Here is a 15,823-nt window from a genome sequence, read left to right as displayed (position 1 = left end):
AAGAAATGCCCCTTAAAAAACCCCTTAAAAAAGAAGTTGCATTGGAAGGTATGCTGAGCTTCCTACCAAAAAATTTTAAGACATGAAGGTTAAAGCTAATCCATAGGTACGAATTTCCATGTATAATTTTTTATGAATGATTTTTTAAAAGAATTAGGTTTCAAGTGATCAAATGTTCCAAGAGGTTCCAATAAAGTATTTTGGATGTACACACAGGTCCATAGCCCCTGAAGCTACAATAAAAAATGTTGAGGGGAAACTGAAGGCTGCAGGTGTTACAAGGGTTGCGGAGATAACACATCTGGATCGTGTGGGTGTGCCAGTCTACTCCGCAATAAGGCCAATGGCTGCAGATGGTGCTGTGAGTATATATGCAGGTAAAGGTGCTACAAAAACCCAGGCAAAGGCCTCTGCAATGATGGAATCCTTTGAAAGGTACTCTGCAGAGATCCATGACTCTGACAGGGAGAAGATAATATCCGGAGTTTTTGAGGAAGTGGACAATGCATTGGATCCAAGATCCCTGATACTCCCAAATACACAGTTCAATCCAGAGGAATCCAGACTTGAATGGATTAAAGCCAGGGATTTAAAGGATGAAAGGGAGTACATGGTCCCTGCAAATGCTGTTTATCACCCATACAATCTTCAGGATAGTTTGAAGCTCTTCAAATCCAACACCAATGGACTTGCATCTGGAAACAGGATCGAAGAAGCAGTTTTCCATGGCATGATGGAGGTTGTTGAAAGGGATGCCTGGAGCATATTCGAGGCCCACCGCAGTTCAAAACCTGAAATTGACTGTGAAAACACGGAAAATCCTCTTATAAAGGATTTACTCATGAAATTCCGGGACGCAGGGATCAATGTGAAACTCATGGATCTCACTGCAGATATAAAGATATCCACAATAGCCGCAGTTTCAGATGATCCTGTTCTTAAAGACCCTGCATTATTAACACTAGGTGTTGGAACTCACCTTGACCCTGAAATAGCAGCTATAAGGGCTTTAACAGAGGTGGCACAGAGCAGGGCAACCCAGATACATGGAACAAGAGAAGACACAGTCCGGGCAGTTTTCATGAGAAAAGCAGGTTACGAACGCATGAAGAGGATCAACAAGCACTGGTTTGGAGATTCAGAAGAAACTATAAACCTTTCAGAAATTAAAAACAGGTCCGGATCTTCATTCAGGGAAGATATAAGCATGGCCATGAAGATACTCGGAAAATGCGGTTTTAACGATGTTCTGTACTCTGACTTAACCCGTTCAAATATAGAAATACCTGTTGTAAGGGTTATAATTCCGGGTTTAGAGGTTTACTCTGTGGACATGGATCGGGCAGGGAAAAGATTGGCCTGATGGGGTTCAAAGGCTTGCATTGATTCAAATATATTTTATATTATCAATTGATGATTCAATGATCCCGTAGGGGATCATTCAAATTTCAAATTAATCATTCTCAGTTGGCTTATGGAGGACATGACATGAAATGGTACACAGCCATGTTTTTAATTGTAATCGTTGTTTTATCAGTTTTATCAGTTTACAGGGGATTAACACCCCAAACCTACAATGAAAACGGGGTTTACTTCAAGTACCCTGGAACATGGAATCAGCTCTCTGCAAAGGATTGGGACATAAAATCAAATAACACCATTGCAGTGGTTGGAGATTCCAACAACGCCCAGAACAGCAGTTACATAACAATGGTAATGGTACAGAAAACCAACCAATCAGGGACACTGGATGAAATAGTTGCAGCAAGTAAGGCAAATCTTCAGAAGGATAAGAAAGCCGTTATGATCTCGGATAAGAACATCACAGTCAACGGGGTGAAGGCCCATGATGTGTTTTACAACGTTACAATGGGTGGTGTTAAGAAAGAGGCACGTTTAGTTGTTTTAGCTCAAAACAACACAGTTTACTCATTAACTCTAAGTGCACCTGATTCAGACTTTGCCAACCAGAAGGAAAACTTTGACATGGTAGTTAGAAGCTTTAAAATTACTGGAGAGCAGAGAAATAATTATTTAGAGAACATGTTCAATAATCTACTTTGAAATTTCCTTTGAATTCTTCTTTTTATCCATTTTTATTTTTAAATCATTAAAATGAATTATTTTAGATATTATAATCACTTTTTTTCTTCAATAAATTTGATAAATTCATTCCTGCTTTTAATTTCTAAAAAAGGATTTTAAGATGGTTCTCTGAAGGACTCCCCTTATTTATTCAATATTAATCATTGAAGAGGTAAACAACTAAATTATTCAACATTCTTTTAATTAATACCAAGTACCCTGAAATATTTACAGTTTAACTCTATTTTATCTTTAATTCTTTTAATGGATTTTAGATAAATTTATTAATTCTTAAGGGAATAAAATAATTAGGGATTATGATGGGAGGATCAGCATGAAACAATACACAATTTTAGTTTTGGCAATTTTAGCAGTTGTGGTTTTTGCATCGGGATGTACAACATCAACCAGTCAAACCTACAATGAAAGTGGGGTTTCCTTTGATTATCCAATGGGCTGGACCAAGTTATCAGCGAGTCAGATGAGCACTGAGGTTGAGGGAGCTGCACCTATGATTGCAGCAGTGGCAGATGAGGACAGTATTTCAAACAAGACCTACCAGACAGTTGTAGCTGTCCAGAAAACCAACAGCACAGGCAGTTTGGACGAAGGAGTTTCAGCGAGTAAATCTGCACTTGTAAGTGCTGGTGCTGTGGTGGTATCAGAGTCAAACCTCACAGTTGATGGATCTCCTGCCAGGGAATTCACCTACACCATGAAAATAGGTTCAGTGGACAAGAAAGAGAGCATCATCATATTTGAGAAAAATAACTACATCTATGCAATAACATTTAGTGCAAAGGCTTCAGACTTCGACAGTCAGAAGGAAAACTTCGACATGGTGGTTAAAAGCTTCAAAGTAATATAAATGCGTAAATAACAGATGTGTAAAACAGTTTTAGGATGGGATATTTTTTCCCCATTTCTTTTTTCCATTTTTTTTATAATCAGCTGATCCTTTTTGAGTGGTTTTATATTGGATCAAATTATAAATTATAAAACTGTACTTCATCAGGGTAACCTACCCCTCCAATTTATAGGGGAAGTTATAATAAAATGGCTGTAGATACTCTGTTGAGATTTAAATTCAAGTTTAAAAACTTATTTTGATTTTCAGGTTCACGGTGTAAAAAAAATGAAACAGGTAATAGTTATGAGGGCTGATCTTAAGATGAGCCGGGGTAAAATCGCTGCACAGGCATGCCATGGCAGTTTAGGGGCGTACAAAAGGGCCGATGAAAATTCCGTAAAGAAATGGGAGAGGGAAGGCGAAAAAAAGGTTGTTGTAAAGGTTGGTAGTTTGGAAGAACTCTATGAAGTTCATGAACTCGTTAAGGCAGCAGGAGTAGCAAGCTGTCTTGTGAGGGATGCAGGACACACTGAAATACCAGAATCAACCATAACCTGCCTTGGAATAGGTCCTGATGCTGATGAAAAGATAGATAAAATAACCCGGGAGCTGAAACTCCTTAAATAACGGTAGATAAAATAATTCCAGAGCTTAAACTCCCAAAATAAAAATATAAGGTTAATAATCAATTAAATCATATAAATTTAAGAGAAGTGATTTTACTATGGATTGGATTGTGAAGGTTGGTGGCAGTCTGTTTCTTGAGGATGCTGCAGCACTCTGCAGAGCCCTTGTTGGCACACATTCCATGGTGATCTGTGGTGGTGGGGTTCTTGCCAACACACTCCGTAGTTACGATGCAGAATTCCGGTTTTCAGACACTGCAAACCATAAAAGTGCCATAATGTGCATGGACATTCTCGGAACCCTTGTTGCAGATAAGGTTGAGGGTGCTGAAGCAGTTCACTCCCTTGAAGATGCCAAGAAACTGGTTGAAATGGGTAAGCTTCCTGTTCTCCTGCCCTCAAATCTTATGGAGTATCTGGATCCCCTGGAACACTCGTGGAGGGTCACATCAGATTCCATATCCTTTTATATATCACATCTTCTAAAAGCCAAACTATTAATAGCAACAGATGTAGATGGTATATACACGCATGAACCATCCCTTGATGGTGCGAAACTTATAAAAAATGTAAGTGCTAAAAAACTACTAAATTTTGGTGAAACATCAGTTGATGAATTTTTACCCGAGCTTTTACTTCAACACAAATCTCAGTGTTATATTGTAAATGGTAAGCACCCTGAGAGGGTTCTATCGTTAATTGAAGGTAAAAACGTTTTACATACACTCATTGGAGGTTATTAAATGGAGAAAATAGAATGTACATCTTGTAAACAGGAAATATCCCCTGTGGAAAACTACGTGAAATTCCAGTGCCCTGAATGCGATAAAATATTATACAGGTGCCAGAAATGCAGGACATTTGGCCACTTATACAAGTGCGAATGCGGTTTCAAAGGCCCATAAATTTTGTACAGATTACACGTTTAATTTTTACTGGAGGAATCTAAGATGGGAGAAGTTGTAGCAACAATAAAATTAATGCCTGAAAGTCCTGACGTTGATCTAGAAAGTATCAAAGCAGAGATTGGAAAATCAATACCAGAAAACACCGAACTTCACAAGATTGAGGAAGAACCAATAGCTTTCGGTCTTGTAGCCCTCAACGTAATGGTTGTAGTGGAAGATGAAGAAGGCGGTACTGAAAAAGTTGAGGAAAACCTTTCAAAGCTCCAGGACATAGCAAGCATAGAAGTTGTTGATGTAAGAAGGTTGATGTAAAACCTTTTAGGATATTCACCTGAATATCCACCACAAAACTTTTTTTAACCTTCATTTTTAATATTATGAACTACTGAACATTCAAACTATTTTTAGTAACTATTTTTAGTATTCAAACTACTTTAAGTATTCAAACTACTTTTTAACCTTCATTTTTCAAGGATCAGTATTTATAGACAGTTACGATTGTTCCATCCAAAATTTTCATTCAATTTACTCAGGATACCTTTACCCTTCTGGTATTTTTAGAGTCCCTGCTTTTAAGGGATCTTTTTTTATTCAATCCCACCGATTTTTGGAACCTTGCACATTTTCAAAAAACTACGCTGCAACAACAATAAATAGTATTACTAATTAAATAAATAATATCATTAAAATTGTTGTTCAGATATGTGCTGAGTCCTTTTTAAGCTGGACTCTGATGTAGAATGATTCAGGTGTTAAAATTGTGGGAACTCGTCTTTGTATGCCTATTAGGGGTGATGTGTGGAACAGTAACTGGTCTAATCCCTGGAATCCATGTAAACACAGTTGGTGCATTCCTCTTTGCATCCTCTGCATTTTTATTGACCTTCCTGTCCCCTGAAGTGCTTGCAGTGTTCCTCATATCCATGTCCATATCCCATGCCCTCCTTGAGTTCATCCCCTCCATGTTCCTTGGAGTGCCTGATGAGGGAACTGTGCTGTCCATCATGCCGGGACACTACTTCCTGCTTCACGGGAGGGGTAAAGAAGCAATAAGACTCGTTGCAGTTGGAGGATTTGGATCCATCCTGGTCACCATTCTACTCCTGCCCATCTTCATGATGTTCCTACCTCCACTCTACACATGGCTCAAGCCCTACATATGGATAATCCTTTCAGGGGTTGTGGTTTACATGTTCATACGCCTCAGCAATAGTGTGATCTCATTTCTATGGGCTGTTACTCTTTTTCTTCTTTCAGGGATCATGGGGTGGGTGATGTTCAGCACACCCATCTCCTCAAACGTTTCACTTCTCTGCATGTTTTCAGGACTTTTTGGTGTGAGCACCCTACTCTACAGCATGTCCCAGAGTTCAGTTGTTCCAAACCAGAACAAGTTCCATAACTTCAAGTTCAGTGGAACTGTTCTGAGGGGAGTTTTTGCAGGGGGAATTGCAGGAACCATCCTAGGATTTTTACCAGGAATGGGGCCGGCTCAGGGAAGCATACTGGCCCAGGAACTTAGTGGGGGTGGGGATGCCGGTGCAAACAGGGAAGGATTTCTCGTTGCAATGAGTGGTGTTAATGTTTCAGATGCACTATTCTCACTCATAGCCATTTACCTAATTGGAAATCCCAGAAGCGGTATTGCAGTGTACATAGACAAGCTCATTCAGGTATTTGACTTCAACCATCTGGTCCTCTTCATATTCGCATCCCTAACTGCAGTTTCCCTATCCCTGATCCTCTGCCTGAAGTGCGGGGATCTTGCAGCAGAATCAATAGAACGAATAAACTACACCAAATTATCATGGGCTGTGATCGTATTGATGACATTCATAGTGGTTTTATTTGCAGTTATGGAACATTCAAACGTGCCATTCATACTCATGGTCTATGTAACTGCGGTTGCACTGGGACTGCTTCCCCACTACCTTGGTGTTAATAAATCAAATTTAATGGGGGTTTTAATAGTCCCTGCACTTATTATTTACATGGGAATGGCCTGAAAAAACATTTTAAACTTGAAGAACTTAAAGATATTAAACAAAAATAAAAATTTTAAATAACCACGATCTTCCTGCAGATACCCTTCACACCCTCCACAAGATCAGCAGTTTCCACGCCTGGAAATGCATCGATGATGCATATATCAAACTCTTCACCTAGGATGTTCCCAAGGTCCCTGAGGTCTGCGGAGTAAACCTCAAAATTGTCCCCCACTGCGACTGGAGTTTCAGGGGAGCTCCAATTTTTGCCCTGAATTTCCACCATATTTTCAGGGGTTTTCACTGGAAATCCATTGACTTCAAGGTTCAGGGCTGCTGTTCTTGCTGCAGGATACCATAGATCATTGAAAACAACCTTCCGGGCTCCTGCTTTTAAACATGCAATTCCAAGGGTTCCAGGGCCGCAGGTACAATCAAGAACACTTGCTTGAGAATGTTCATCGAGGTACTTCCTCAGAAGACCTACCTTGGGGGAGATGGGTTTGGGAAACTCCACGTGTATCTCGCCCTGAGCTTTGTAGATACAAAGAGCTCCGTAGGGTGTTTTAACCACGTCACAGCGCATGTCACAGCCTGCAAGGAGTTCGTAGGTTTGAGGATCTGAATCAGCATCCTTCAATCCAACTGTTATTTTCATAACGCCTTTTAAAACACCTTTAACTTCAGGAACTTCCATGAGGATCTTCTCTGCAGAGGCAGAATCAAGATCCTCCACCAGTATCACAAGGGAGTTTTCAGGAAGGTAGGGGGCTGTACCTGTGGGGTATGCAGGGGTTATCAGGGGAACACATGCGTTTCTGAGGGTTGTTTTCCTGTCCTTAACACCAGCTTCAATGAGGATCTTGAGAACATGGGCCATAACCACGTCAAGATGCCTCTTACTGCATCTGCAGTTTCCAAAATCAGCATCCACACTATCCAGATCTATCTGCTCTGCCAGAGGTGTGAACTTCTTCAGATTCCAGTTTTCACAACTATCACATGGATCGTAAAATGTTCCAATAACATCTAAAACATGGCCTGAAGGTTCTATGCAGTCACCTAGGCACAGGCAGCTTATGTACATATGCTTAAATATTGGATACTTTATATAAATAGATGAGTCTTATGAAAGATAAACGTAAAGAGATACTCAGGGATCTTCTCGGGGAATTTGCTGCAGATGATGATGGGCCTAGAGAAGAAAGAGAGGAGATTCCTGATCGGGTAAAGGAAAAAAAGGAATCACACGAAGACGACCTTGAAGAAAAGCTTTTAAAACTGACTAAAGCACCTAAGTCACCTAAAAAGCCGAAAAAGATTAAAAAGGTTTCCAATGTATTCAAGGCTGAGATAGTTGAGGAGGGTTTAATACCCAACTACAACGTCAGTGTTCCAAAGTTCTCAGAAAAGGAAAAAATACTCTTCAACGAGGTCAGGGAAAAACTCGTTGAAGTTGCAGTTTCTCAGGGCGAAGAATTCCGGCTGGATGAGGGATCATTCACTGATGAAGTGAAGGAATTCCTTAAGATGAGGGGAGCAAGGGATGTTGACAGGCTTGCTGCTCAAATATCACAGGAAATGCTGGGTTATGGGAAGCTGGACCCCATGATAAAGGATGATGACCTTGAGGAGATCATGGTCATAGGAACAGGTAAAAACGTTTTTGTTTATCACAGAAAACTGGGAATGATGATAACCAACGTTATTTTTGATGATGATGCAGAGGTAAAGGGTATCATAGATGTTATAGCCAGGCAGGTTAACAGGAGAATAGACCAGCAGACACCTATTCTGGATGCCCGTTTACAGGATGGTTCCAGGGTAAACGCAACCATCCCTCCAGTATCTGCAGACGGTTCAACATTGACCATAAGGAAGTTTAGAAAGGACCCATTAACTGTCATTGATCTCATAAACTTCAAAACCATGTCATCACACCTTGCAGGATTCCTTTGGGTCTGCACAGATGGGCTGGGAGTAAAACCCTGTAACGCAATAATAGCTGGAGGTACAGGTTCAGGTAAAACAACCACCCTGAACACTGTAGCTGCATTTGTACCGCCACGTGAAAGGATAATAACCATAGAGGATACTCTGGAGATTCAGATTCCACATAACCATGTTCTGCGTATGGAAACCCGCCCACCAAACATTGAGGGTAAGGGAGAACTTACAATGGACGTACTCGTTAAGAATTCCCTGCGTCAGAGACCTGACAGGGTGATCGTTGGTGAGGTTAGGGGTGGTGAAGCAGTAACTCTTTTCACAGCTTTGAACACAGGACACTCTGGTATGGGTACGCTTCACTCAAACACTGCCAGGGAAACCATAACAAGACTGGTGAACCCACCCATGAACGTTCCTAACATAATGATACCTGCTCTTGACTTCATAATAATGCAGAACAGGATGTACAGGCCTGAAGGTGGTTCAATAAGGAGGATCACTGAGGTTGCAGAAGTTGTGGGTATGGAAGAAGGAAACGTGCAGCTTAACCGTGTTTTTGAATGGAACAACGTTGCTGATAAGGTGGAATACGTTGGAATTGCAAGTCAAACCCTCAGGGACATAGCTGAACTAAGGGGAATCGGAATCACAGAAATTGAGGAAGAAATTGAGAAGAGAAGGCTTGTGCTGGAGTACATGGCAGACAATGATATTCGTTCAATAGATGAAGTTGGATCCTTCATCAACAACTACTACAAGGATTCAGAGGAAGTACTGGATATAATACTGTAGAGGGATGTACACATTTGTATATACATGCAGTTGCAGATAAGATACTGAATAATGGATCATACGTTTTAGAAAGGATCAATATAACTAAATGGCCATAATATGAAGGAAGGTTTGTGTAAGTAATTACTGAAATTCAAAGCCTTAAAATAGATTGACTGGTGATATAAAATGGTTTTTGACGGGTTCAAAAAGTTTTTCAACAGAATTGGTGGCATAACTGTTGATTCAAGCAAAAAAGTGGGTGAAGGAGTTTCTGCACCAGTAAACAAGTTGAGTAACAGACGATCTGAGGGAAAGTTCACTAATGGGGGTTCTGAAACATCTTCAGAGGGTGAATCCAGATCCTCAAAAAGACCATCAATGAAATCATCAAGTTTGACTGAGGGTTTGAGGAGAAGTTCAACACCTAAACGTTCTACAAGGACAATAGAACGTATGAGGATGGATAAAGACGAGATTGAAATCTTTAAAGAGCTTGTTGATAAGAAGTATGAACGTGGAGACAAGGCAAAGGAAGCAAAGGCAGAACAGGCTAAAAAAGCATCTTACACTAAAGCTTCACTGGAAGAACTTCTTAAGGAGGAGGAAAAGGAAGGACTGGATCCTAAGTTGATAGTGGTTATGGGTGCGGTTTCCTTTGCAGTTGTAGTTGTGATAATGGTTGTACTGGGCTTTGGAATAGAGATGGGCCTGGTGTTCGGTGTTGCAATATTCATGATGGCCATACTCATAATATTCCTTCCCAACATCCAAAAGGGTAAACGGTCCAATGAGGCCTCAAGGGAACTTCCATATGCTTTAAGGCAGATGTCAACAGAGTTAAAGGCAGGAATAGGACTTCATGACAGCATGAGGTCCGTGGCAATGTCAGGGTACGGTGCACTTTCAGAGGAATTTGCAAGGACACTCGAAGAGATAAAGTACGGTGAAACCACGGAAAAAGCCCTGATGGATATGAGTGACAGAATACAATCAGAGGGACTTAAAAGGGCGGTTCATCAGATAACAAGAACCCTTTCAAGTGGTGGAGATCTGTCAAAAACTCTTAATGTTATAGCTGAAGATACATCCTACGAAATGAGGATGAAACTCAAGGACTATGCTCAGAAGCTCAACTCATTCACCATGATATACATGTTCGTTGCAATATTAGGGCCTGTTATATGTATGATCATGCTGATAGCAGCTTCAACAGTTATGGGGCCCTTCATACCACCTATACTCCTACTCATCATGTACCTTTTCTTATTCCCAATGGTGGTGGCATTCATGGCCTTCATGATAAAAAGGCTGGAACCGCAGATTTAAGGGGTTCCCTATTTATTTTTCCAGAATATCTATTTTTAATTATTTTTAAAAATCAATTCCTTATTTTTTCATAAATATTTTGTTAAACTTCAATTTTATTTCATAGACTTCAATTTTATTTCATAGACTTCAATTTTATTTCATGGATTTCAATTTCCCTTTATAAGGCTTAACCTTATTTTTTAAACCATAATCTTATTTTATAAAAACTTAATTTTCTTTTTATAAACTATCAGTAGCTCAGCTTGAATAAATTTGGAAAAAAGGATTTGATGAGAGAGATGTGATAAACAGAATTAATCTGAATTAACCTATAATAATATCATTAAATCTTTGTTTCATTAAAACTCTTCAAATAAAATTAGAAATTATTCAACCAAACATTTAATCCCCACTCACTGATTAACTATTTCAGTCATTTCAGGATTGTTTATCTCCCTTAACAAATCATGTTTTTTGACTCTTCAGCTACCGTACTTGTATGTATGTATACGGGGAAGCTCATGGATCCCCATGGAGGATGTGCCATGATAAATATTAAAATAAGCCGGAATTTAAGGGAAGTTTAGACGAAGGCCATGTACTTCATTAACTCAAGGAAGAGAATAAGTGCAACTGTTGTTGATACGAATGTGAAGTCGTTGATTCCAAGTTTTTTGTTTGCAGTGTAGATATCTGATTCTTCGCTGTAACCCCGGCTCAGCATGCTGAAATAAACAGTTTCGCCCTTTTCAAAGGCGCGGAGGAACATCATGGCTATTGTGTAGGCAACCTGCTTCAACCTCCACATGTAAGCGGTTTTCTTGTTGAATATATCGAAGTTCCTGCTGGCCTGGGCATGCCTTATCCTCTGAAGTTCGTCGTAGAACATGAAGAGGTACCTTATGAAGAGGCTGAATATCATGGCCAGGTCCCTGGGCATTCCCAGCTTCTTGAATGAATCAACAACTTCCTGCATGGGACTTAAGGATGATAATAGAACTATGCAGGTTAAAGAAACCACCAGCCTGGAGATCAAAAGCAATCCAAAGGCCAGTCCCTGGGCTGTGATGTGTATACCCAAGGGTAATGTGTAAATAACTGTGCCTGCATGTATAAATGGCTGAAATAGTGCTATAGCCCCACCAAAGGGCAGTATCAATAGTATCTTGATGAATGAATCCTTGAATGAGAGTTTGGATAGGAATATGAGAACGAGTAGGTAGATCTCCATCAGGGCCAGTATCAGGATGTCAGTGGTGTAGACTGCGTAGACTATGATGGCAAGTAGAACTACAAGCTTGATCCTACCGTCCAGGCGGTGGAGGGGGCTGTTCTGCATGGTTATTTTTTCTAGTTCGTTGATGGATCCAAGGCCGCTCATAGTTTTCATCTCTTAATTTTGATATTTTGGTTATATTACTACTTTTCTACTATTAAATTCTACTTTTTAAATTCTGTTATTTAAAAAATCAGTTATTAAAAAATTTAAAAAGAAGTAACATATCCCAAAAGGGATATGTAGTTTCAATGGTTTATTTAGATGCTTCTGGAGGTTTTTTCCTTTTAATAATTGCTGCTACGGCATAACCGAATCCCAGGGCAATCAAAACACCGATGATCAAAGCAACTATGCCAGAGTATGGGTTTTCACCGAATGCAGGGATTATGTAATCTGGAAATGGTGATTCATATATTCCTGATTCATCTGCTGTACCAACCTGTTCAGCGGATTTTTCAAGTCCATCTGGGTTGGGTGAAGCTATGAACGGTGCAAGAACGGCTATGATGACACAGATAACCAAACCCACAATCACAAGTTTTTTGTCGTTAGGATTCATTTTGATGCCACCTCACTTGTGTCTGCCTTGAGATCTCCTGTTTTTTTCCTGTTCCAGGCAAGGAGATCTGGCCTTAGTTTTTCAAGGGCGAGTATAACAACAACTGTCAGTATTGCCTCTATGATACCTATTACAGAGTGGTAAAGTCCCATGAACATGAGTCCTGCTCCCAGTGGGAACGTTCCTGCAAGCCACATTTCCACTGCAACTGCTTCTGCTGCTATGAATATGGACAGCCATGATGCCACTGCTATTGCAGGCACCTTGCCTATTGGTTTTCTCAGGGCTTTGAATGAGTAAAGTCCCACGCATCCGCCTATGATTCCCATGTTCAGTACGTTGGCGCCCAGTGCTGTTAATCCTCCATCTCCAAAGAACAGTCCCTGTACAATCAGCACCAGGGTAAAGACTATGACGGCTGCTTCAGGGGCCAGGAATATAAGGGCTACAAGGGCTCCACCCACCATGTGTCCACTTGTTCCCCAGGGTATGGGAATGTTCATGGACATTATGGCGAATATACCTGCTGCTAAAACTGCCATTAAAGGTACTCTCTTCTCATCAAGGTCTCTTCTTGCCCATCTGAGGGAGATAATCAATGCTACTATAAGTATAACAAAGTAAATAGCGCATTGCCATAAGGGTATAAATCCATCCGGTATATGCATTTTGAACCTCCATTTTTTTATTTTATCTAATGAAATTTCATGTCAAGGACTAAGAAGCACACCAATATAGTATTACTCAAATGGATTTAAATCCAAAATCGTAATACGCATTTAAAATGGCTTTTAAGCCCTTTAGCTTCTTCACTAATCGAATTAGAATTCTTATCATATAAAGGTTTTCCTTGGTATTACTGCATCATTCTCCTAACTATTAAAAGTAATAATTAACTTATTACTGAAACAGGGGTTTGAGGTGGAAAAGTAGTAACTAACTTCAGGGGATGTTTTTTGGCCTTCGTGAAGGGCCTTGAGAAATTAAAAAAAATGGGGATTGTTCATGAAATTGATCTACCCATAACTGCAACTTCAAATTCATCCATATCCACACGGCCTATGGTCCACATGCATCCTTCAGCATCGAGTTTTTTGAAGTTCTCTGAATTTATGGCATGGATCTTCTCAAGGCCCCTTAGGTAGTACCTGAAGTCAGGGCCTAGTTCTTCCTTTATCCGGTGTCCGCGGCCTATGTAGATGAGATTCTGTAACTCATCAGAATTGAATTTTTCCTTTATTTTATCGATCCTACCCTTCAGGCCAGGACTAGGGTGTTTGTGGGATCCATACTCCAGTGCAACTACAATGTCCTTGGGTACTTCAAGTTCATTTGCAAGTTCTTTTTGTGTTTTATTTGTGTGCTTCCTGTATCCAAGTATCAGGTACTTCAGTTCATATTCCATATCATTACCTCCTACTTCTGTGGATAATGGTAGTACACCCCCTTATAAATAATTTTCTTATAAAAAGTATTACTTAATCCATGTAATTGACAGGGATGATAATATATTAAACTTTTAACTGATTCTTATTTTCAGATTTTGAAAGGTCTTGGTGGATCAAAGGGCAACCCTGATCATAGTAAGCATAGTTTTATATATGGTATTACTCCCATTAGTTTTTCAAATAATAAAAAAAATCATGGAGGTGATGGCATAAAAATGATTAAGAACTCTCTTGGTCTGCTCATAATTGTAATGATCTTTAATTTGACCTTTTTTGGTGCTGTAACAGCCCATCCAGGGCATGGTGAACCTGAAAAAGTTGATGATGCAACTTCGGATCAGGGCTCTGGAACAACTACAAGTTCTGGAACAACAGGAACAACAGGAAAAACCACAACAACCTCTTCTGGAAGCACAGTTTCAAAGAGCACTGGTAGTACAGGAACCAGGAGCAGTGGTTCGTCGTCAGGTGGTGTTTCATCATCAAGCAGTGCTTCTGATGGATCAGGATCTGCTCAGGCTGAAGCTGCATCTAACTCTGACGATGGAGTGAAAACAGTTGAAAACACATCTGCAGCTGACAACTCAGGAGATGGGAACAGCACGGGTTCAAATGGGCTTGATGATTTTCCATGGGCTTTAACCGCAGTTATCCTGGTAATCTTCTTTGCAGTGGCAGCTGTTTTCATGCTCTTCAGGGGCGGCTGGATCAATGTTGAATGATCCATATCATAAACTATTCAGATAATTTGGAATTATAAATTAAGGGTTGATTTCACCAAAAGTGGAAATTCAACCTTTTTTAGACTATTGGTCTTTAAAGGAAACAACCAAAAGATAAAGGAGGTTTATTCTTTGCATTTACCAGACGGACTCATACCCCTGTGGCAATCCATTGCTTACTGGGTGGTAGCCATCATATTCATAGGTATTTACTCATTCAAACTTTCCAGGCATGGGGAAAAGGAAGGTTTAATAGTTAAAACAGCAATTCTTGCTGCTGCAACAGTTGTAGCATCATCCTTATCCATACCATCACCCTTCGGTGTTCCCATACACTTCTTCCTGATACCCCTGGTTGCAATACTCCTGGGACCCCTTAGTGGTGTTGCAGTGGAGTTTCTATGCCTCATTGCACAGTTCTTCCTTCTGGGAATGGGAGGAATCACATCCCTGGGTGCCAACACAGTGACAATGGGGGTGGTTTTGAGTTTATCAACCTACATCTTCTGTAAATTGGCATCAAACATCGACACACGGCTTGGTGTGTTCTCAGGCACCTTCATGGGGGTAGTGCTGGCAAGCATAGCCCAGGTTCTCATACTCCTTGCAGCAGGAGTTGCAACTTTGGACATGCTCCTGGCCACGCTGGTACCCTTCTACCTGTTCGTTGCAGTTTTAGAGGCAACTGCAAACCTTTTAATCGTAAGCTTCATATCCCGGTCAAAACCAGAACTCTTGAAGCTGAACAAACTCTGAGGAGGAATAAAAATGAAGAATAATATGAAGATAACTTTGTTCCTGATTGTAATCTCTTTAAACATGGCTGCTGTCAGTGCCCATGGTGTTGACGTCACACCAGAGTCAACCATTGTTATCACAGACAATTCAACTGCTCACCTTGCCAAACAGGTTGTGGATGAAACAGGGGTGAACGCCACTGTCTACAAATTCAAATCAGATGCAGATGTTACCCATCAGCTTGAACATACCCTTTCCAATCCAAACAAGAAGATACTGGCAGTTGCATACCAGGGAACAGTCAACGAATTCCTTTCCCAGCATCCAGACCTTTCAAACAGGATAATTGTTTGTTCTGCCAATGAAACAGCAATAAAACAGGGTCTGAACAAGTTAACCGCAACCAACACAAGCACGGGCTTTGTAACTCCATTTTTAAGTGGACTTCTCATTGGTCTTGTTGCAGGGATTGGTTCAGGTGCCTTTTTCATGAAGAGGAAGCTCTCCTGAAGGTTTCATTCCCCTTCTTTTTTTCGAGTTCTGATTGAGTTTATCAGGATTTTTTTTATTTTTTTTATAATGAAATCATTT

18 protein-coding genes are annotated in these 15,823 nt (G+C 40.3%); 13 read left to right on the top strand and 5 right to left on the bottom strand.

The genetic code is table 11. From position 1 onward, the window contains the following. The first annotated feature begins 172 nt into the window (after positions 1-172). The 8 genes from J2756_RS06885 to J2756_RS06850 all read left to right on the top strand — a co-directional run bounded on the left by J2756_RS06885 (position 173) and on the right by J2756_RS06850 (position 6,475). Positions 173-1,363, top strand: a complete 1,191-nt coding sequence (locus J2756_RS06885; RefSeq protein WP_209583998.1) for a YcaO-related McrA-glycine thioamidation protein — start codon at positions 173-175, stop codon at positions 1,361-1,363. A 125-nt stretch (positions 1,364-1,488) separates the two neighbouring features. Continuing rightward, on the top strand, positions 1,489-2,064 hold the full coding sequence (locus J2756_RS06880; RefSeq protein WP_209583997.1) for a PsbP-related protein: 576 nt from the start codon (positions 1,489-1,491) through the stop codon (positions 2,062-2,064). A 355-nt stretch (positions 2,065-2,419) separates the two neighbouring features. Next, the gene (locus J2756_RS06875) at positions 2,420-2,953 is read left to right on the top strand and encodes a PsbP-related protein (protein WP_209583996.1); all 534 of its coding nucleotides are present in this window, start codon (positions 2,420-2,422) and stop codon (positions 2,951-2,953) included. A gap of 267 nt (positions 2,954-3,220) precedes the next feature. Further along, positions 3,221-3,562: a peptidyl-tRNA hydrolase Pth2 gene (gene pth2 / locus J2756_RS06870; protein WP_209583995.1), complete on the top strand. Its 342-nt coding sequence runs from the start codon at positions 3,221-3,223 to the stop codon at positions 3,560-3,562. A gap of 97 nt (positions 3,563-3,659) precedes the next feature. Further along, positions 3,660-4,304: an amino acid kinase family protein gene (locus tag J2756_RS06865; RefSeq protein ID WP_209583994.1), complete on the top strand. Its 645-nt coding sequence runs from the start codon at positions 3,660-3,662 to the stop codon at positions 4,302-4,304. Next, on the top strand, positions 4,305-4,466 hold the full coding sequence (locus J2756_RS06860) for a zinc finger domain-containing protein (RefSeq protein ID WP_209583993.1): 162 nt from the start codon (positions 4,305-4,307) through the stop codon (positions 4,464-4,466). A 45-nt stretch (positions 4,467-4,511) separates the two neighbouring features. Further along, a complete protein-coding gene (locus J2756_RS06855; protein WP_209583991.1) occupies positions 4,512-4,781 on the top strand; it encodes an elongation factor 1-beta in 270 nt (89 codons plus the stop codon). Between the two features lie 446 nt (positions 4,782-5,227). Beyond that, complete coding sequence (locus tag J2756_RS06850) at positions 5,228-6,475, top strand: tripartite tricarboxylate transporter permease (RefSeq protein WP_209583989.1); 1,248 nt, start codon at positions 5,228-5,230, stop codon at positions 6,473-6,475. A gap of 52 nt (positions 6,476-6,527) precedes the next feature. Here the strand turns inward: J2756_RS06850 and J2756_RS06845 are convergent, their stop codons facing one another. Next, on the bottom strand, positions 6,528-7,541 hold the full coding sequence (locus J2756_RS06845; RefSeq protein ID WP_209583987.1) for a 50S ribosomal protein L11 methyltransferase: 1,014 nt from the start codon (positions 7,539-7,541) through the stop codon (positions 6,528-6,530). Between the two features lie 41 nt (positions 7,542-7,582). Here J2756_RS06845 and J2756_RS06840 point away from each other — a divergent pair, with 41 nt between their 5' ends. Next, a complete protein-coding gene (locus tag J2756_RS06840; protein WP_209583985.1) occupies positions 7,583-9,196 on the top strand; it encodes a CpaF family protein in 1,614 nt (537 codons plus the stop codon). Between the two features lie 168 nt (positions 9,197-9,364). Beyond that, entirely contained in the window at positions 9,365-10,504 is a 1,140-nt protein-coding gene (locus J2756_RS06835) for a type II secretion system F family protein (protein WP_209583983.1), read from the top strand. A gap of 565 nt (positions 10,505-11,069) precedes the next feature. Here the strand turns inward: J2756_RS06835 and cbiQ are convergent. The 4 genes from cbiQ to J2756_RS06815 form a co-directional block, all read right to left on the bottom strand. Then, entirely contained in the window at positions 11,070-11,867 is a 798-nt protein-coding gene (gene cbiQ / locus J2756_RS06830; RefSeq protein ID WP_209583981.1) for a cobalt ECF transporter T component CbiQ, read from the bottom strand. 151 nt (positions 11,868-12,018) lie between these two features. Beyond that, positions 12,019-12,324: a PDGLE domain-containing protein gene (locus J2756_RS06825; protein ID WP_209583971.1), complete on the bottom strand. Its 306-nt coding sequence runs from the start codon at positions 12,322-12,324 to the stop codon at positions 12,019-12,021. Beyond that, complete coding sequence (cbiM, locus tag J2756_RS06820) at positions 12,321-12,992, bottom strand: cobalt transporter CbiM (RefSeq protein WP_209583969.1); 672 nt, start codon at positions 12,990-12,992, stop codon at positions 12,321-12,323. The genes J2756_RS06825 and cbiM overlap by 4 nt, the downstream gene beginning before the upstream one ends. 335 nt (positions 12,993-13,327) lie before the next feature. Continuing rightward, positions 13,328-13,729: a hypothetical protein gene (locus J2756_RS06815; RefSeq protein ID WP_209583967.1), complete on the bottom strand. Its 402-nt coding sequence runs from the start codon at positions 13,727-13,729 to the stop codon at positions 13,328-13,330. Positions 13,730-13,987: 258 nt separating this feature from the next. On the opposite strand from J2756_RS06815, the gene J2756_RS06810 reads away from it, so the two are divergent. From J2756_RS06810 to J2756_RS06800, 3 genes are all read left to right on the top strand, one after another. Then, positions 13,988-14,494 (top strand): hypothetical protein, encoded by a 507-nt coding sequence (locus J2756_RS06810; RefSeq protein ID WP_209583965.1) that lies wholly within the window; start codon positions 13,988-13,990, stop codon positions 14,492-14,494. Between the two features lie 132 nt (positions 14,495-14,626). Beyond that, positions 14,627-15,250 carry an energy-coupling factor ABC transporter permease gene (locus J2756_RS06805; protein WP_209583963.1) on the top strand — a complete coding sequence of 208 codons (624 nt, stop codon included), beginning with the start codon at positions 14,627-14,629 and terminating at the stop codon, positions 15,248-15,250. 12 nt (positions 15,251-15,262) lie between these two features. Next, positions 15,263-15,742: a hypothetical protein gene (locus J2756_RS06800; protein ID WP_209583961.1), complete on the top strand. Its 480-nt coding sequence runs from the start codon at positions 15,263-15,265 to the stop codon at positions 15,740-15,742. Positions 15,743-15,823: the final 81 nt, after the last annotated feature.

It is taken from the genome of Methanobacterium aggregans, from assembly GCF_017874455.1.
Taxonomy (GTDB): domain Archaea; phylum Methanobacteriota; class Methanobacteria; order Methanobacteriales; family Methanobacteriaceae; genus Methanobacterium_C; species Methanobacterium_C aggregans.
This window is presented reverse-complemented; position numbering and strand designations above follow the sequence as displayed.